This is a genomic window from Spirillospora sp. NPDC048911 (assembly GCF_043198015.1).
GTDB lineage: Bacteria > Actinomycetota > Actinomycetes > Streptosporangiales > Streptosporangiaceae > Spirillospora.
Genome location: NZ_JBICUD010000001.1, coordinates 1,090,993 through 1,108,353 on the forward strand (window position 1 = coordinate 1,090,993; position 17,361 = coordinate 1,108,353).

Annotated in this window: 16 protein-coding genes, 1 pseudogene and 1 riboswitch; of the genes and pseudogenes, 4 read left to right on the forward strand and 13 right to left on the reverse strand. The window is 71.1% G+C overall.

Annotated elements, in window-relative coordinates; translation table 11 throughout:
- The first annotated feature begins 5 nt into the window (after positions 1-5).
- The 3 genes from ACGFNU_RS05050 to ACGFNU_RS05060 are packed head-to-tail and all read left to right on the forward strand — an operon-like array spanning position 6 to position 4,310.
- Positions 6-1,274, forward strand: coding sequence for an amino acid deaminase (locus ACGFNU_RS05050; RefSeq protein WP_392590277.1), 1,269 nt, complete (start codon positions 6-8; stop codon positions 1,272-1,274).
- Positions 1,274-2,872 (forward strand): amidohydrolase family protein, encoded by a 1,599-nt coding sequence (locus tag ACGFNU_RS05055; RefSeq protein WP_392590278.1) that lies wholly within the window; start codon positions 1,274-1,276, stop codon positions 2,870-2,872. Before ACGFNU_RS05050 ends, ACGFNU_RS05055 begins: the two co-directional genes overlap by 1 nt.
- 31 nt (positions 2,873-2,903) lie before the next feature.
- A complete protein-coding gene (locus tag ACGFNU_RS05060; RefSeq protein WP_392590280.1) occupies positions 2,904-4,310 on the forward strand; it encodes a GntP family permease in 1,407 nt (468 codons plus the stop codon).
- Positions 4,311-4,554: 244 nt separating this feature from the next.
- Here the strand turns inward: ACGFNU_RS05060 and ACGFNU_RS05065 are convergent.
- The 6 genes and pseudogenes from ACGFNU_RS05065 to ACGFNU_RS05090 all read right to left on the reverse strand — a co-directional run.
- Positions 4,555-4,683, reverse strand: a pseudogene (locus tag ACGFNU_RS05065) (ClpX C4-type zinc finger protein); the annotation flags it as partial.
- A gap of 74 nt (positions 4,684-4,757) precedes the next feature.
- Positions 4,758-5,393: a TetR/AcrR family transcriptional regulator gene (locus ACGFNU_RS05070; RefSeq protein WP_392590281.1), complete on the reverse strand. Its 636-nt coding sequence runs from the start codon at positions 5,391-5,393 to the stop codon at positions 4,758-4,760.
- A 290-nt stretch (positions 5,394-5,683) separates the two neighbouring features.
- Positions 5,684-6,547: a response regulator transcription factor gene (locus tag ACGFNU_RS05075; RefSeq protein WP_392590283.1), complete on the reverse strand. Its 864-nt coding sequence runs from the start codon at positions 6,545-6,547 to the stop codon at positions 5,684-5,686.
- Positions 6,548-6,623: 76 nt separating this feature from the next.
- Complete coding sequence (locus ACGFNU_RS05080; protein WP_392590285.1) at positions 6,624-8,270, reverse strand: AMP-binding protein; 1,647 nt, start codon at positions 8,268-8,270, stop codon at positions 6,624-6,626.
- The gene (locus tag ACGFNU_RS05085; protein ID WP_392590287.1) at positions 8,270-9,952 is read right to left on the reverse strand and encodes an AMP-binding protein; all 1,683 of its coding nucleotides are present in this window, start codon (positions 9,950-9,952) and stop codon (positions 8,270-8,272) included. Before ACGFNU_RS05085 ends, ACGFNU_RS05080 begins: the two co-directional genes overlap by 1 nt.
- A gap of 114 nt (positions 9,953-10,066) precedes the next feature.
- Positions 10,067-10,441 carry a DUF4267 domain-containing protein gene (locus ACGFNU_RS05090; protein ID WP_392590289.1) on the reverse strand — a complete coding sequence of 125 codons (375 nt, stop codon included), beginning with the start codon at positions 10,439-10,441 and terminating at the stop codon, positions 10,067-10,069.
- A gap of 88 nt (positions 10,442-10,529) precedes the next feature.
- Between ACGFNU_RS05090 and ACGFNU_RS05095 the strand changes: the two genes are divergently transcribed.
- A complete protein-coding gene (locus ACGFNU_RS05095; RefSeq protein WP_392590291.1) occupies positions 10,530-11,096 on the forward strand; it encodes a TetR/AcrR family transcriptional regulator in 567 nt (188 codons plus the stop codon).
- A gap of 54 nt (positions 11,097-11,150) precedes the next feature.
- Here the strand turns inward: ACGFNU_RS05095 and ACGFNU_RS05100 are convergent, their stop codons facing one another.
- From ACGFNU_RS05100 to ACGFNU_RS05130, 7 genes are all read right to left on the reverse strand, one after another.
- Entirely contained in the window at positions 11,151-11,918 is a 768-nt protein-coding gene (locus ACGFNU_RS05100) for a group II truncated hemoglobin (RefSeq protein WP_392590292.1), read from the reverse strand.
- A 72-nt stretch (positions 11,919-11,990) separates the two neighbouring features.
- Positions 11,991-13,061: a YeiH family protein gene (locus tag ACGFNU_RS05105; RefSeq protein ID WP_392590294.1), complete on the reverse strand. Its 1,071-nt coding sequence runs from the start codon at positions 13,059-13,061 to the stop codon at positions 11,991-11,993.
- A complete protein-coding gene (locus ACGFNU_RS05110) occupies positions 13,058-13,633 on the reverse strand; it encodes a cysteine dioxygenase (protein ID WP_392590295.1) in 576 nt (191 codons plus the stop codon). The genes ACGFNU_RS05105 and ACGFNU_RS05110 overlap by 4 nt, the downstream gene beginning before the upstream one ends.
- 93 nt (positions 13,634-13,726) lie before the next feature.
- Positions 13,727-14,632: a LysR substrate-binding domain-containing protein gene (locus tag ACGFNU_RS05115; protein ID WP_392590296.1), complete on the reverse strand. Its 906-nt coding sequence runs from the start codon at positions 14,630-14,632 to the stop codon at positions 13,727-13,729.
- 66 nt (positions 14,633-14,698) lie between these two features.
- Positions 14,699-15,334, reverse strand: a complete 636-nt coding sequence (locus ACGFNU_RS05120) for a copper resistance protein CopC (RefSeq protein WP_392590298.1) — start codon at positions 15,332-15,334, stop codon at positions 14,699-14,701.
- Positions 15,331-16,056: a YcnI family protein gene (locus tag ACGFNU_RS05125; RefSeq protein ID WP_392590299.1), complete on the reverse strand. Its 726-nt coding sequence runs from the start codon at positions 16,054-16,056 to the stop codon at positions 15,331-15,333. The genes ACGFNU_RS05120 and ACGFNU_RS05125 overlap by 4 nt, the downstream gene beginning before the upstream one ends.
- Positions 16,057-16,128: 72 nt before the next feature.
- The gene (locus ACGFNU_RS05130; protein WP_392590300.1) at positions 16,129-16,746 is read right to left on the reverse strand and encodes a hypothetical protein; all 618 of its coding nucleotides are present in this window, start codon (positions 16,744-16,746) and stop codon (positions 16,129-16,131) included.
- 229 nt (positions 16,747-16,975) lie between these two features.
- Positions 16,976-17,167: riboswitch (cobalamin riboswitch) on the forward strand.
- Positions 17,168-17,361: the final 194 nt, after the last annotated feature.

Genomic DNA, 17,361 nt, shown 5'->3' on the forward strand with positions numbered 1-17,361 from the left:
TCAGCATGGGCACAGGTATCGACGACGACGCCGTCGACGCGCAGCGCAGCGAGCGTCTCGACTGGCGCTTCAAGGCGATCCCGGCCGCCGCCCACGGCGCGACGGTCGAGGAATACCTGGGCCGCCGGCCTTCGCTCGACGACTTCGGTACCCCGTTGCTCACGCTCGATGCCGGGGCGCTCGATCACAATCTGCGGCTGATGGCCGGCTGGTGCGAGCGGGCGGGCGTGCGGCTCGCCCCGCACGGCAAGACGACGATGGCGCCCGAGCTGTGGCGGCGCCAGCTCGACGCCGGGGCCTGGGGCATCACCGTCGCCAACCTCCCGCAGCTCCGCGTCGCGCGTGCCTTCCGCGTGCGGCGGCTGCTCCTGGCCAACACGCTCGTCGATCCCGCCGGGCTGGCGTGGATCGGCGGTGAGCTCGACGGCGATCCGGACTTCACGTTCGTCTCGTGGGCCGACTCGGTCCGGACCGTCGAGCTGATGAACGAGGGGCTGCTGGCCGCCCGCGTCCAGCGTCCCGTCCATGTCTGCGTCGAGCTCGGCGGCGCGCACGGGCGTACGGGCGCGCGCGACGAGGAGACGGCGCTGGCGGTCGCCGACGCGGTCCGCAAGGCCCCGGCCCTGCGGCTGGCCGGGCTCGGCGGATACGAGGGCGCGCTCGCCCACGACGCGTCGGACGAGGGACGCGCGGCCGTGGACGCCTACCTCCGCAGGCTGGCCGACCTGCACGGGCGGCTGGAGTACGAGACGGCCGAGCCGATCGTGACCGCGGGCGGCAGCTCGTTCTTCGACCAGGTCACCGAAGTGTTGTCCGGGCTGGCCTGCGTGGACGGCTGCGAGGTGGTGCTGCGGTCGGGCGCGTACATCATCCACGACGACGGCTTCTACCGGCAGATCTCGCCCTTCGCACGCGGCGTGGCGGAGGAACGGCTGCGCTCCGCCATGCACGGCTGGGGCAGGGTCGTCTCCCGTCCGGAGCCCTCGCTGGCCCTGCTCGACACCGGCAAGCGCGACCTGCCGTTCGACGAGGGCATGCCCGAGCCCCAGCTCGTACGCGGCGCTGGATCAGAGCGGCTCGAAGGTGCCCGCGTCACCGCGATGAACGACCAGCACACGTTCCTCGAAGGCGGCGACGTCGAGGTGGGCGACGTGGTCAGGCTCGGCCTGTCCCATCCGTGCACGGCGCTCGACAAGTGGACGCTGCTCCCGGTCGTGGACGACGCGGGCGCCGAACGGCCCGCCGTGGTCGACCTGATCCGGACCTGGTTCTGATGTCCGGCCTGGTCATCCGCGGCGCCACGGTCGTGGACGGCACGGGCGCGCCCGGCCGGATCGCGGACGTCGCCGTGACGGACGGCCGCATCGAGGCGATCGGCCAGGGACTCTCCGGCGGCCCCGGTGGCCGCGTCATCGACGCGACCGGGCTTGTGCTGGCGCCCGGGTTCATCGACATGCACGCCCACTCCGACCTGGCGCTGCTCGCGGAGCCGGATCACCTCGCCAAGGTGAGCCAGGGCGTCACCTGCGAGGTCATCGGCCAGGACGGCCTGTCGTACGCGCCCGTGGACGACGGCACGCTCCCGGTGCTGCGGCAGACGATCGCGGGCTGGAACGGCGATCCGGCCGGCTTCGACTGGAACTGGCGGAGCGTCGGCGAGTACCTCGACCGGCTCGATCAGGGCATCGCGGTCAACGCCTGCTATCTCGTGCCGCAGGGAGCGGTACGGATGCTCGCGATGGGCTGGGACGACCGTCCGCCCACCCCGGCGGAGCTCGACCGGCAGCGCGAGCTCGTCGCGACCGGCCTGCGCGAGGGCGCGGTCGGGATGTCCAGCGGGCTCACCTACGTGCCCGGGATGTACGCGGACGACGACGAGCTGATCGAGCTGTGCCGGGTCGTCGCGCCGCTCGGCGGCTTCTACGCCCCGCACCACCGTTCGTACGGGGCGGGAGCCCTGGAGGCCTACGCCGACATGGTGCGGGTGTCACGCGAGTCGGGCTGCCCCCTGCATCTCGCCCACGCCACGATGAACTTCGGCGTCAACCGGGGACGCGCCCCCGAGCTCCTGCGGCTCCTGGACGAGGCCATCGCCGGCGGTTGCGACATCAGCCTCGACACCTATCCCTACCTGCCGGGCGCCACGACGCTCGCCGCCCTGCTGCCGAGCTGGGCGTCCGAGGGCGGGCCCGCCGCGGCCCTGGCCCGGCTCGCGGATCCAGAGGTACGGGCACGGATCCGGCACACGATGGAGGTCGAAGGCTCCGACGGCTGCCACGGCGTTCCGGCCGAGTGGGAGACGATCGAGATCTCGGGCTCGCCGGAGCCCGCCGTCGTCGGCCGCACCATCGCCGAACTGGCCACCGAGAGCGGCCGCCCGGCGTTCGACGTCTACTGCGAACGGCTCATCGCCGACGACCTCGCCACCACGATCCTCCAGCACGTCGGGCACGAGGAGAACGTCCAGGCGATCATGCGGCATCCCGTGCACACGGGCGGCAGCGATGGGCTTCTGGCCCCAGCCAAGCCGCATCCGCGCGCTTGGGGCACGTTCCCGCGCTATCTGGGGCACTACGTTCGCGAGCTCGGCGTCCTGTCGCTCGAAGAGTGCGTCTCGCACCTGACGGGGCGCGCGGCGCGGCGGCTCAAGCTCGCGGACCGCGGGCTGATCCGCCCCGGCCACCACGCCGACCTCGTGTTGTTCGACCCCGCCTCCGTCCGGGACACGGCGACCTTCGCCGAGCCCCGCCAGCAGGCCGAGGGCATCCCCTACGTCTTCGTCGGTGGCGTCGCGGTCATCGGGGACGGCCGGCACACCGGCGCGCTGCCGGGTCGGTCGCTGCGCCGCACACCGGACGGAGCCACGCGGTAACCCCCATCTCCCTCTCCCCGAAGGGCACTCCATGGTCAATTGGCTGCAACACGAGACCGGCGGGCTGCTGCTGTTGTGCGCCCTCGCCATCGCGGTCCTGCTCGTCCTCATCATCAAGGTCAAGCTCGAACCGTTCATCTCGCTGCTGATCTCCGGGCTGCTGCTCGCGCTCGCGGCGGGCCTCAGCGTCGAGCAGATCGTCGGCACGGCGCTGAGCTCCAAGGCCTCGCTGCTGGAGACGGGCTTCGGCGGCATCCTCGGGCACATCGCGCCGATCATCGGGCTCGGCACGATCCTCGGCGCGATCCTGGAGGCCTCGCGCGGCGCCGACGTGCTGGTCCGCAGGCTGCTCGCCATCTTCGGCGAACGCGGCGCGCCGTTCGCCATGGGCCTGGCGGGGCTCATCTTCGGCATCCCGGTCTTCTTCGACGTCGGCATCTTCGTCCTGGCGCCCCTGGTCTACGTCACCGCCAAGCGCGGCGGCCGCTCCCTGGTGCTGTACGCGATGCCGCTGCTGGCGGGCCTGTCGATGACCCACGCCTTCCTCCCGCCGCACCCCGGGCCGGTGGCCGCGTCCGGGCTGCTCGGCGTCTCGCTCGGCTGGCTCATCATCATGGGCGTCATCTGCGGCATCCCCGCCTTCCTGGTCGCAGGCGTGGCATGGGGCGCGTGGATCGGCAAGCGGATCATCGTCGAGGTCCCCGAGGACTACATCGCGGCGGAGGAGGAGGCCGAGGCGGAGGCCGCGGAGAAGGGCGCCGAACGGCCGGAGCCCGCGCTCAGCCTCGTGCTCGCCGTCATCGCGGTGCCGCTGGTGCTGATCCTGCTCGCCACGTTCGGCACGGTGTGGTGGAAGGACAGCCCGGCACTGCCGGTCCTGACCTTCCTCGGCAACCCGGCGGTCGCGCTGACCATCGCGGTGCTGCTCGCGATGTGGCTGCTCGGCCTGCGCCGCGGCATCCCCGCCGCGGAGCTGTCCGACCTGGCGTCCAAGTCGCTCCGGCCGATCGGCATGATCCTGCTGGTGGTCGGCGCGGGCGCGTTCTTCGGGGCGGTCATCTCGGCCACCGGGGTCGGCAAGGCGCTCGCCACCACGCTGTCGGACGCGGGCCTGCCGCTCATCCTGCTGGCGTACCTGATCAGCTGCGGGCTGCGGCTCGCCCAGGGCTCGGCGACCGTCGCGATCGTCACGACCGGCGGCATCGTGGCGCCGCTGCTGAAGGGCGAGGACTTCTCCCAGGCGCACATCGCCCTGATCGCGATCGCCATCTCGGCCGGCTCGATCATCGCCTCGCACGTCAACGACGGCGGCTTCTGGATCGTGTCGCGCTACTTCAACATGTCGGTCCGCGACACCCTGAAGACGTGGACCGTGCTGGAGACCATCCTGTCGGTGGTCGGCTTCGCGATGGCCGCCCTGCTCAGCCTGGTCATCTAGGGAACGGGCCGCGCGCCTACTTCTCGCCGGAGAAGCGTTCCCACGCCGACTGGCGGGTGACGCCGAGGGACTCGCCGATCCTCGCCCAGGTGACGCCGCGGCGGCGCAGTTCCTGGACCCAGGCGCGCAGGTTGGCCTCGACCTGGTCCGCCGCGACGGAGATCCGGGGAAGCTGGGCGAGCATCTGGTCCTCCGTGAGGTCTCCCCAGAGCGGGAGGCGCGGGAGGGGCGGCTTGTCTCGGTACTCGTCGACGATCGAGTCGGCGAGGTCGACGCACGCGTCGCAGATGTAGACGCCCGGGCCGGCGACCAGCTTGGCGACCTCGAAGCTCCACTTGCCGCAGAACGAGCATTGCAGCGGATCATCGGGCATCGTGCGCTCCTACGTCAGGGTGTCCCTGACAGGATAGAACCGTCAGGGACACCCTGACAACGCCCTAGGGTGGGTCAGCGGGCCGGATCGATGAGGGTGCGGACGTGCGCCATGATCGGCTCGCGGAGCGCCGGGAGCGCGGCGTGGTCGCCCTGGGCCACCAGGCCGGTGACCAGTGCGGCGACGCCGCCCACGACCATGCGCGAGGCGAACTCGGGATCGGGGAGCCGCAGCCACCGGTCGTCGTCGCGCAGCAGGCCGTTGATGAGCTCGACGAAACGCCGCTGGATCTGGAAGCGGCGGGCCGCCGCGGGCGGGCCGACGGCGTAGACCTCCAGCAGGAACGTGCGCGCGCCGGCCGGGTCGCCCGCGAGTCCCTCCAGATAGGCGACGAGGGTGCGTTCGAGCCGTGTCAGGCCCGGCTCGCCCGCCGGCCCCGCGGCCCGTTCGACGACCTCCAGGAGCAGCTCCGCGTTCTCTTCGAACGCCGTCAGGAAGCACTCCTGCTTGTCGGAGAAGTGTTCGTAGAAGGTCTCCCTGGAGACCCGGGCGCGCTTGAGCACGTCGGCCACCGAGGTGCGGAGGTAGCCCTTCTCGGCGACGACCTCCGTGATGCCCTGGAGCAGGCGATAGCGCTGCGAGGCGACGACCTGCTCACGGGTGAGGTGATGACGTCCCCTCGGCAGTGCGTCATAGCCCGGGGAGTCCACGTGACAAAGTTACCAACGGGTCCCCGAGGACGACAGAGAACAATCTCGTACGTCACGAACACATGTGTTCGTGAAGGTGTTACCGTCTTCGCATCGGGGGCGGCCGTCCATGGTTCGCGGAGTAAGTCGGACGGCCCGAACGATCAGGGCCCGGCGCAGCGGGCTCGTGGTGACCACTCCGCTCGAGCAGGGCGCCACGGGGGCCGCGCTGCTGAGCGTCCGGAGCACCACGTGCCGCTGACCCCGTCGCCGGGCTGATCGATCCCTTCCTGCTCCCCGATCCGTGTTCGTCAGGGCAGCAGGCCTGCCCGGCGCGCGGCCGTGACGGCCTCCAGCCGGGTGTGGCTGCCGAGCTTGCGCATGGCCGAGCGCAGGTAGCTCTTCACCGTCTCGGGCAGCAGCCCCAGCCGCTGTGCGACTTCAGCGTTCGTACAGCCGATCGCCACGTACGACAGGACGTCCAGCTCGCGCGGCGACAACGCCGGGCCGGGCGGCGGTCCGTCGCACCTGACCGGCAGCCGGTCGACATCGTCCAGGTTCGCGCCGGCCAGCCGGACGGACGCTTCGAGCAGCCGGGCCTTCACCTCCGGATCGGCGACCTGCTCGGCGAGCCCGCGCAGTTCGGCGTGGACGGCGCGGACCTCCTCCCAGCGCGCGGCCGAGACGCCCCCGGCACCGGCACCGGGATGCCGGCCGCGGGCGAGGGCCTCGTCCGCCTCGTCACGCACGGCCAGATCCTGTTCGAGGTCGCGCACGGTCACGACGGCGGCGGCGATCACCCGGTCGGCGAGCGACAGCGGCTCGCGCAACGCCCCGTACAGCACGCCGCGCACCCGGCGCCGCACCACGACCGGCACCGCGACGATCGAGAGCAGCCCCTCCCGTCCCACCGGGCCGTCGTAGTCGTGGCTGATCGTCGCGGCGTGCGGGTAGTCGCTGACCCAGACCGGACGGCCCAGCGCCATCGCCTTGCCGCCCAGGCCGGACCCCTGCTTGATCAGAAGCCCGGAGAGGGAATCGGTCGTGTTGCCCACCATCTCGGTGATCCGGAACCGCTCCTGCCCGGCCACCGCACCACCGAAGACCATCGGAAGCCCGGTGGTCCGGTGAAGTGACAGCACCGCGGAACGCACCGCGCCGGCGTCGTCTCCCATGCACGTCAGCATGCCTCCCCGAGCTGCCCTTCACCAGAGCGTTCCGCTCGTTCGCCAGGGGTTCATCAGACGTTCATCAGGCGTGCCGGGTCGAGGCGACCTCGGACAGCCCGAGGATGTCGATCGACTCCGCCCGCATCTGCACCTTCCGGATCTTTCCGGTGACGGTCATCGGGAACTCGTCGACCAGGTGCACGTAGCGCGGGATCTTGTAATGGGCCAGGCGGCCGGCGCAGAACGCGCGGAGGGCCTCGGCCGTGAGCGGCTCGGCGCCCGGGCGCAGCCGCACCCAGGCCATGAGCTCCTCGCCGTACTTGTGGTCCGGGACGCCGATGACCTGGGCGTCGAGGATGTCGGGATGGGTGTAGAGGAACTCCTCGATCTCGCGCGGGTAGACGTTCTCGCCGCCGCGGATCACCATGTCCTTGATCCGGCCGGTGATGTTGACGTAGCCGTGCTCGTCCATGACCGCGAGGTCGCCGGTGTGCATCCAGCGTGCCTGGTCGATCGCCTCGACCGTCTTCGCTGGCTCGCGCCAGTATCCGAGCATCACCGAGTAGCCGCGGGTGCAGAACTCGCCGGGCGTGCCGCGCGGCACCGTCACCCCGGTCTCCGGATCGACGATCTTGATCTCCAGATGCGGGTGCACGGTGCCGACCGTGGCCACCCGGCGGTCGAGCGAGTCGTCGGCGCGGGTCTGGGTGGACACCGGCGAGGTCTCGGTCATGCCGTAGCAGATCGTGACCTCGTTCATCCCCATCCGCTCGATGACCTGCTTCATCACCTCGACCGGGCAGGGGGAACCCGCCATGATGCCGGTCCGGAGGGAGGACAGGTCATGCGACTCGAACGAGGGGTCGTTGAGCTCGGCGATGAACATCGTCGGCACGCCGTAGAGCGAGGTGCACTGCTCGGCGGCGACCGCCTCCAGGGTGGCCGCGGCGTCGAACGCGGGCGCGGGGATGACGATGCACGCGCCGTGGCTGGTGGCCGCCAGGTTGCCCATGACCATGCCGAAGCAGTGGTAGAAGGGCACGGGCACGCAGATCCGGTCCTCTTCGTCGTAGCCGCACAGCTCGCCGACGAAGAAGCCGTTGTTGAGGATGTTGTGGTGCGAGAGCGTGGCGCCCTTGGGGAACCCGGTCGTCCCGCTCGTGTACTGGATGTTGATCGGGTCGTCGGTGCTGAGCGTGCGCCCGATCTCCGCGAGCCTGGCCCGGTCGCCGGCGGCGCCCGCGTCGAGCACCGCCGTCCAGGATTCCTGGCCGATGAGGAGGACGTCCCGCAGGTCGTCGCACTTCGGCCGGACCTCCTCGATCATCGCCGCGTAGTCGGAGGTCTTGAACGAGGGGGCGGCGACGAGCGTGCGGATCCCGGCCTGATTGAGCACGAACTCCAGCTCGTGGACGCGGTAGGCCGGGTTGATGTTGACCAGGATCGCACCGAGCTTGGCCGTCGCGTACTGCACGAAGACCCACTCCGCGCAGTTCGGCGCCCAGATGCCGACACGGTCGCCCTTGCCGACGCCGAGGCCCAGCAGGCCGAGCGCGACCGCGTCCACGGTCTCGGCGAGCTGCGCGTAGGTCCACCTGCGGGCGGTGCTCCGGTCGACGAGCGCGTCGCGATCGGGGAACGCGGCGAGCGTGCGGTCGAAGTTGGCCCCGATCGTGTCGCCGAGCAACGGTGCGGCGGACGGGCCGGAGGCGTAGGAGAGGTCGGTCATCACAGTTCGTCCTCGCGGAACTCGCCCATGGGCCGGGCGGCCTCGTCGGGATGTTTGTCGATCTCGCTGGCGCGCAGCTCCACGCGGCGGATCTTGCCGGAGATGGTCTTGGGGAGCTCGGTGGTGAACTCCAGCAGCCGGACCCGCTTGTACGCCGACAGCTGCGCGCGGCTGTGGGCGAAGATCGCGGCGGCCGTCCCGGCGGTCGGCTCCCAGCCGGCGGCGAGCGTCACGTACGCCTTCGGCACGGCCAGCCGCAGCGGATCAGGTGAGGGGACCACCGCCGCCTCGGCCACCGCGTCGTGCTCGATCAGCACGCTCTCCAGCTCGAACGGCGAGATCTTGTAGTCGGACGCCTTGAAGACGTCGTCGGAGCGGCCGACGTAGGTGATGTAGCCGTCGTCGTCCCGCGAGCCGATGTCGCCGGTGCGGTAGAACCCGGCGGCCATCGCCTCCTCCGTCCGGGCGTCGTCGCCGTGGTAGCCCTTCATCAGGCCGGTGGGACGGTCCTCCAGGTCGAGGCAGATCTCGCCCTCGTCGGCGGGCTGCCCGGTCAGCGGATCGAGCAGCGTCACCTTGTAGCCCGGCGCGGGCCGCCCCATCGACCCGAGTCGCACCTTCTGCCCCGGGCTGTTGGCGATCTGGACGGTGGTCTCGGTCTGCCCGAACCCGTCGCGGATCGTCACGCCCCAAGCCTCGCGGACCCGTTCGATCACCTCAGGGTTGAGCGGCTCGCCTGCCGCGACCACCTCGCGCGGCGGCGTGGCCAGCCGCGAAAGGTCGGCCTGGATCAGCATCCGCCAGACCGTCGGCGGGGCACAGAAACTCGTGACACCGCACCGGTCCAGCTCACGCAGCAGCCGATCCGCGTCGAACCGGGTGTAGTTGAAAATGAACACACAAGCCTCGGCGTTCCAAGGCGCGAAGACGTTGCTCCACGCGTGCTTGGCCCAGCCCGGCGAGGAGATGTTGAGGTGCACGTCGCCGGGACGCAGCCCGATCCAGTACATCGTCGAGAGATGCCCCGCCGGATAGGAGGCGTGCGTGTGCTCGACGAGCTTGGGCTGGGCGGTCGTACCCGACGTGAAGTAGAGCAGCATCGTGTCGTTCGCCATCGTGGTGCCGTACGGCGTGAACGCCGAAGGCCTCTCGTACGCGGCCCCATACGAGAGCCAGCCCGAGACGGGCGCCCCCACCGCGATCCGCGTGTACTCACCGGGCACGTCGTCGAACTTGCCCGTCTGCGTGGAGGCCGTCACCACATGCCGGGCCTTGCCCCTGGTCAGCCGATCGCGCAGATCGGCCGGCCCCAGCAGCGGCGTGGCCGGGATGATCACCGCGCCGAGTTTCATCGCGGCCAGGATCGTCTCCCACAGCTCGACCTGGTTGCCGAGCATCAGGATGATCCGGTCACCGCGCCGCACGCCGCTCGCCCGCAGGTGGTTGGCCACCTGGTTGGAGCGCCGGGACAGATCGGCGAACGAGTGGCGCTCCTGCGAGCCGTCCTCCTCGACGATCCAGAGCGCCGGGGCGTCGTTGTCCACCGCGATCTTGTCGAACCAGTCCAGCGCCCAGTTGAAGCCGGTGAGGACGGGCCAGCGGAACTTCTCGTACGCCGTCGCGTAGTCCTCCCGGTGGGCGAGCAAGAAGTCGCGAGCCGCCTGGAACTCGACTGCGGGCATGGTTCCTCCTCGTGGCGCCGGTCAGAAGGATCGTTCGTCACGCCTGTGACGCGCGCCACCCCCGAACGGGGGTACCGACCCACCAGAGCTCCCGCGCGTCGGGTCCGATCAAGGTCAGGCCGCGAAGAGGAGGGCGGCGCTGATGAGGACGACCACGGCGGTGGCGAAGTGGATGCCGTACGCGGTCGCCTTGGTGCCGCCATTGCGCAACACGTTGACGGTGTCGAAGAGCGGGTTGAGCGCCACGACCAGCATGAACCACGCGCCCGCTTCGGCACCGGCGAAGGCCAGCAGGGCGAGGCCCAGGACGCCGTAGCTGCCGTCACGGATTCCCTTGATGGCGAGGTAGGGCCCCGCATCGCCGTCGTTCTTGGCCGGGATGCCGTAGCCGGTGGCCGCGGCCTCGGGCTGAAGCATGAAGCGCAGGCCGATGAAGACCACGAAGAGGTTGAGAACGATGGCCAGGCCGTAGGCGGTGACGGTGAGCATGGGTTTCTCCAATTGCTAGCGCTGCTAGGAACGAGATCGACGTTAGCATAGCCGCGACAGTTCGGCTAGCAGTGCTAGAATTCGGGTCATGTCGATTCAGTCGCGCCGGGAGCGCGAGCGAGCGGAGCGGGAACGCCTGATCGTGACGGCCGCGCGCGACCTGGCCGAGACCGAGGGCTGGGACGCGGTGACCACCCGCCGGCTCGCCGCGGAGATCGAGTACAGCCAGCCGGTCCTCTACAGCCACTTCAAGGGCAAGGACGCCATCATGGCGGCGGTCGCGGTGGAGGGGTGCGCCGAGCTCGCCGCCGAACTCCGTGCCGTCCGCACGGCCGCGTCCGGCCCGGCCCTCGCCGAGGTCGCGGCGGCGTACGCCGCGTTCGCCGAGCGCCGTCCCGCTCTCTACGACGTGATGTTCACCCTCGCCGTCGACCTGCCGTTCGCCACTCCGGAGGCGCCCGCTCCGCTGAAGGAGGCGTTCGGCGAGCTCCGGGAGACGGTCCGCCCGATAGCCGGGGACGACGATGTGGACGTCCTCACCGAGACGTTCTGGAGCGGCCTGCACGGCCTGGTCACCCTCATGCGCAACGGCCGCATGCGCCGGGAAGGCCACGAACGCCGCCTCGCGATCTTCATCGGCCGCTTCTCCGGCTGAGCGCGCGCGAAAGGGACGGCGCCGGTCTTCCGGACGCCGCCCCTTTCGCCGTGGTCAGGAACTGGGGATGTAGGGCGGGGCCACGCCCCAGCCCCAGTGGGGAACGGGGGCCTGCATGGGCGGGTGGGCGTCCGGCTGGGAGTTGCCCAGGGCGATGCGCGTGCCCCACTCGATGTAACCGGTGAACGCGGCGCGGAACTCGGGGTCGCCGGGCAGGCCGACCTCGTCCGCGGCGTCCATGAGGAGGCTGACCCAGCGGCGGCGCTGGGGCTCCTTGATGGCCTTGCCGAGGTGCTGGGTGACCATATGGTGGTAACCGCCGCGCTCGTCGCTGTAACGGGCGGGGCCGCCGAAGACCTCGGCGAGCCACATCGCGACGTACTTGGGGTGGCCGGGATCCATGTGGGCGAAGAGGGGCCCGACCAGTTCGTCCTTGACGACCTTCGCGTAGAAGGCCTCCGTGAGCCGCTGGAAGGCCTCTTCGCCGCCCGCCCACTCGTACAGGGTGGGGGTCGAGGAGCCCGTGCCCTTCACGGCGGTCTGCTCGTAGTGGCGCATCTCCTCGATCTGCTCCACGTACGGGCGGATCTCGGCGAAGAAGGCCCTGAAGTGCACGCCGCCGCGGAAGACCTCCAGGTGGTCCTTGGCGGAGGTCCAGGTGATGCGCAGGATGTACGACCCGGGCTCGTCCACGCAGCGGGAGAGCTCGTAGTCGACGCACTGGGGTGCCGCGGCCAGCGGGACGGCGGCGCGCGCGTAGGCGGCCTCGAAGTCGGTGGACCGGGCCTCGGGGATCCGGTAGCGGATGTATTCGACGATCATGAAACGCCCCCTGCGGCTTGTGGTGAGCCGATGTAATCATGTAATCTTCGACCGGTCCAGCGGGATGATCATTCAGGTGGTGACGATCACGCCCAGGTAGGAGAGCCCGGCGATGACGATCCAGGACGCCAGGCCGAGCAGCGCCATCCGGCCGCCGGTCTTCGTCATCGACGGCAGATGGATGGAGCCGCCGAGACCGAAGAGCGCCGCCGCGAGAAGCAGGTGCTGGATCGTCGCCGCCTGGGTGAGTGCCGCCGCCGGGACGTGGCCGCTCGTCCGCAGCAGGATCGTCGCGAGAAAGCCCGCCACGAACAGCGGTACGAGCGGCGGCCGGGCGGTCGAGGCGGCGACCGCCCGGCGCCGTCCGCTGATCGCGATCAGGGCGACCAGCGGCGCGAGGAGCGCCACCCGCATCAGCTTGACCAGGACGGCCTCCGTCAGGGCCGCCGGTCCCGCCGTCTGGGCGGCGGCCACGACCTGCCCGACGTCATGGACGCTCGCGCCCGCCCAGCGGCCGAACGCGGCGTCGGTCAAACCGAGCGGGTGGTGCAGCAGCGGCAACACCGCGATGGCCAGGGTGCCGCAGAGCGTCACCACGGCCACCGCGTTGGCGACGTCCTTCTCGTCGCTCCTGGTCGTCTGGCTGACCGCGCCGATCGCGGAGGCGCCGCAGATCGAGTAGCCGGTGGCGACCAGCAGCGGCTGGTCTCCCGGCAGGCCGAGGCGGCGGCCCAGCCAGAGGGTGCCGGTGAACGTCACGATCACGACGGCGAGCACCATCAGGGCGGTCACCCAGCCGAGGCCGATGACGTCGGACAGGCTCAGTTGCAGGCCCAGGAGAACGATCGCCACCCGCATGAGCCGCTTGGCGGCGACGCCCAGCCCCGGCCGCGCGACGCCCTGCGTGATCGTGCGCAGCGCCGGCAGATGGGCCGCGATGATCCCGAGCACCATGGCCGCGGTGAGCGTCGGGATCATGGGCAGGACGTCGTGGACGAGGCGCGCCACCGCCACGCCGGCGGCGGCCAGGCACAGCCCGGGAGCGTTGCGCCTCAGGGCCGGCGGCCAGCGGAGGTGCGGCGTGGCGGAACGGGCCGCGGGTGCCGTGTGCCGTGCCCGGAGGGCGGGATGTGCCTGGCTCACGACTCCTCGGCCGGTTCCGCGTAGGTCCGGCGGATGCTGGTGCCGAGCCTGGCGATGTCCGCGCCGTAGAGATGGATCGAGATCGCCTTCGTGGTCCCCCCGTTCCACACCCTGTGGATATCGCCGGGCGGAGCGAACGCGGCGACCGCCCCGGCCGGGTTGACGACCTCCTCGGCGGCGGCCAGCCGGGAGGTGCGGCCGTCGGATTCGAGCAGGTACCGCCGCTCGGTCTCCTCGCCCTCGTGGACGCCGGTCACGCACCACGACACGTGGTCGTGGATGGGGGTCCGCTGGCCGGGAAGCCACACCAGCGCGACGACGGAGAAGCCGCCGTCGGGTTCGGCGTGCAGGACGTGCTGGCGGTAACACTCGGGGTCGCCTTCGCACTGCTCGGGGGTCAGCAGGCCGGGCCGTCCCAAAAACGGCCGCAGCGCTTGACCCGCAAGATGTGCCGTCGGCTCGGGTGCCAGCCCGCGCTGGACGATCTCGCGTACCGCCTCGATCACGCCGGCGAGGGCGGGAGTGAGGGGGGCGGCGGGGATGGTGGGCGTGGTGGCGGTGAGTGCGGCCATGAGCCCAGGGTCGGGCCGCCGATCCATAACGTCTAACGACGATCTGTTAGACCCTTCAAAGCAGAGCTTATGGAACGCTCTGGCTTGGTCTCGTCAGCAGCCCACGCGGGTGGCGGCCGCGGCCTTGAGCTCCTCCATCACCAGCTCCACGGCGGGGATGCGGAGGTGGTCGCGCAGCACGTAGGCCGAGACCTTCCGGGTGGGCTGCCGGGCGACGACCCGTCCCGTCACCTTGGAGTGGCACAGGAACGAGAGGACGAGCGCGGGCATGAGGGCGATGCCGACACCGGCGGCGACGAGGCTCTGAACGGCGAGGTTGTCATCGGTGCTGAAGACGATGTCCGGGACGAACCCCTCCTCGGCACACAGGTGCAGCAGGTTGGCCCGGCAGCGCGGGCAGCCCGCGATCCAGCGCTCGTTCGCCAGGTCCTCCAGGCGGACGGCGTGATGCCGGACCAGTGGATGCCCCGTCGGCAGCAGGACCGTGAGCAGGTCCTCCATGAGCGGGACCTCGACCAGCTCGCCGGGCACCTCGGCCTGCGGCCCCGGGTAGGTGAACGCCAGGGCGATGTCACTCTCGCCGCGGACCAGCCGATGCACCGACTCGGGCGGCTCGGCCTCCTGGAGCTCCACCCGCACGCCCGGATGGCTCGCGAGCAGCCGCGCCATCGCGTCCGGGACCAGCGTCGCGTTCGCGCTGGGGAACGCGCAGATCCGGACCAGGCCCGCCTCCAGCCGCGCCAGCGCGCGCAGTTGCTGCTGCGCCGCCGCCAGATCGCCGACGATGACCTCGGCGTGCCTGGCCAGGACCGTGCCCGCCTCGGTCAGTTGGAGCCCGCGGCCCGCCCGGACGAACAGCGGCATCCCCACCGCCCGTTCCAGGGCCTTCATCTGCTGGGTGATCGCGGGCTGGGTGTACCCGAGCGCTCGCGCGGCGCCCGAGTACGACCCCTCCCGGACCACTTCCTGGAACGTACGGATGTGCCGCGATTCGAGCATCCTCGAATCATAAGGAGTGCTTTGGCCAACCTCCAGGAAGCGTCACTGACCGTATGAACGTGATCGCTATCCGTCCGCCGGGCCGGTGTTGCGGCGCCTGAGCAGGGCTCCCGCGCCGGCGGCGGCCGCCACCGCCAGGGCGATCAGGCCGATCCACCACCAGCCGGAGGAACCGCCGGACTCTTCCTCCGCCGCGGCCGGCGAGGTGGTCCGGTTCAACGTGAGCGTCGGCGCCGGCCCGGCCGCCTGCGTCGAGGCGCCGCCGGACGGCGACTCGGACGAGCCGTTCACGGTGAACTCGTAGGAGCCGGTGACCGGGTGCCCGTCGGCCGAGACGACCCGCCAGCCCACGGTGTACTCGCCGTTCCGCAGCGTCCCGGAGATCGGCAGCGTGACCTTGTTGTCGACGGCCTTGGGCGTCCCGATCGCGGGCCGCCCGTCCTTGCCGTCGGTGAGGAGCACCCGGGGCAGCGTGACCGGCTGGTTGTACGTCAGCGTGATCTCGGGCGGCGACTCGACCGTGGACTTCGCCTTCGGGTCGGAGCCCGTCAGGGCGGTGTGGGCGGAGGCGGGGGCGGCGGTCAGCGCCAGCACGGCGGTGACGGCGCCGGCCGCCGCCGCGCTCCGGACCAGGAACGCACGGGTCGAGGACGTACGGATCTGAGACCTACGGGTCTGAGACCTACGGGTCTGAAACGTCATGACTGGCTCCTACGCGCGCGGGAGATGCCGTAGCCGCCGACGGCGATGCCGACGAGGCCGGTCGCCAGGCCCAGGCCGCCGAGCAGCCGGGCCGTGCCGTCGTCGGCCTTGTCGGACGTGGTGCCCGCCGCGACCGTCTTGACCGTCGGTGCGCCGGAGGCCCCTGCCCCGGTGCCCGTGGCGGCCTTGGGCACCAGCTTGAGGACGGGGGCCGGATGCTCGGGCTCCTCCTGGCCTTCCTTGGTCTCCTGGTCCCACTTCACGACCTCGCCGCCGGAGTACGTCTGCTCGGCCTTGAAGACCAGCCGGTCGGTGTCGGTGGGCAGCTGCCCCATCGACACGTCGAACTCCTGGAACTGGCCGGGCTCGATCTTGCCGCCGCTCCAGGTGATGCGGGAGACGGCCTCGGTGAGCTCGCCGCCATGGGCCTTGATCGGCGTCTTGAGCTTGGACTTCTCGACCTTGACCTGCCAGCCCGGCACCGGCCGCACCGACACGGACGCGAACGGGTGGTCCATCGGAAGATCGACCACGACCTTGGTGGTGCCCGCGTTGTCCCGCTCGTTCGGCACCCGGAAGGCGACCTTGGCGTACCCGCCCTGCTCTGCCTCGCGGGGGTTGACCGTGACATGGGCGGACGCGGCGGTGGCGAGGCCGAGGACCGAGACGAGGGTGAGGCCGGTGACGGCGGCCGCCTTGCGGACGTGCGGTGACATGGACATGCGGAGACTCCGTTCGAGAACGTACGAGGAAAAGGCCGGAGCGCCGTGGCGGCGTCCGGTGACGTACTGCGCTCAGCTGTGCGCGAGCGCCCTCGAACGGTGCGGTGGCCCGCGACGGACGACCTCGTGCCGCAACACCCGGCCCGTGGGGCCGACGGAGGCCGTCGCCTGCCGCATAGGGATACGGACGGAAAGCGCCAGGGGTTCGACGGCGGCCAGAAGAACGGCGAGCAGATCACGAACGGGCCGTCCGGCCTGTGCCGCGAGCCGCCGGGTCAGCGCCCACGCGGTCCGTTCGCCGCGCCGCAGCCACCAGGCCGAGATCACGGCGGCGACCACGTGCGCCAGCGTCATGCCCAGCCCGGAGCCATGCGCCGGGACGGGATCGGCGGGGGCGGCCATGCCCGTCTGCACGTGGTGCTCGACCGGCGCGGACGCGTTCGCGAACAGGCTGTGCAGCACGAACTGCCCGCCCAGGAGGCCGCCCGTGATGGTGGCCAGCGAACGTTCGTGGCCGGCGAGCGTGCCCGCCACCACCAGTACTCCCGCGAACCCCACCATGACCGCCCAGGCCGGAACCCGCACCGGGGACACCAGGGCGTGCCCGATCGTCGCCAGAGTCACGCAGACGGTGGCGAACACCACCGCCCTGCCGAGGCGGAAGAAGGGACGGGGAGAATCTGGGGACATGGCGGGCCCATCGTGCCATCTCTTCCTCGCGAGCTCCATGCCCCCTCGGGGTTCCGGTCCGCACCAGCCCTGTGACACGCCCAACATGTAGGGCTGTGCGCGGTGACCATGGACAAGATGTAGGGTCTTGCCCGTGCTGGTTCGCCCCCGCCGGCGGGGGTGGACTGCGGCGAGATCACGCCGAGTCCCCGTGATCTCGCGGCAGCCCACCCTGCCGGCGGGGGCGTCGTAAGAGGGAACCCGGTGCGGCCCTGCCGATCAGTCATGCCGATCTGATCGGCTCCGCCAATTCCGGGACTGCCCCGCAGCGGTGAGCGGGAACGACCGCCGTCATCGAGCACTGGCCCGTCGAGACGGGCTGGGAAGCGACGGCCATTAGGCCGCATCCATCAGGGTGCGTCGCCCGCGAGTCCGAAGACCTGCCAGTGCCGTTGGAGGCAGGCGACCGGAGCGACGCGCCAGCGCGTGAGGATCACCTGCCGCCCCTTCGGGGGTCTGGGGTTCGCCCCGGTCCCGCACAGTCCACAGGCCTCGTGGGAGGGCCGCTGGGCAGGTCTGCGGCGGTCAGCCGTGCTCTTGTTCGCGTGCGCCCTCGACGAGGCGAGCTCGCGAGGG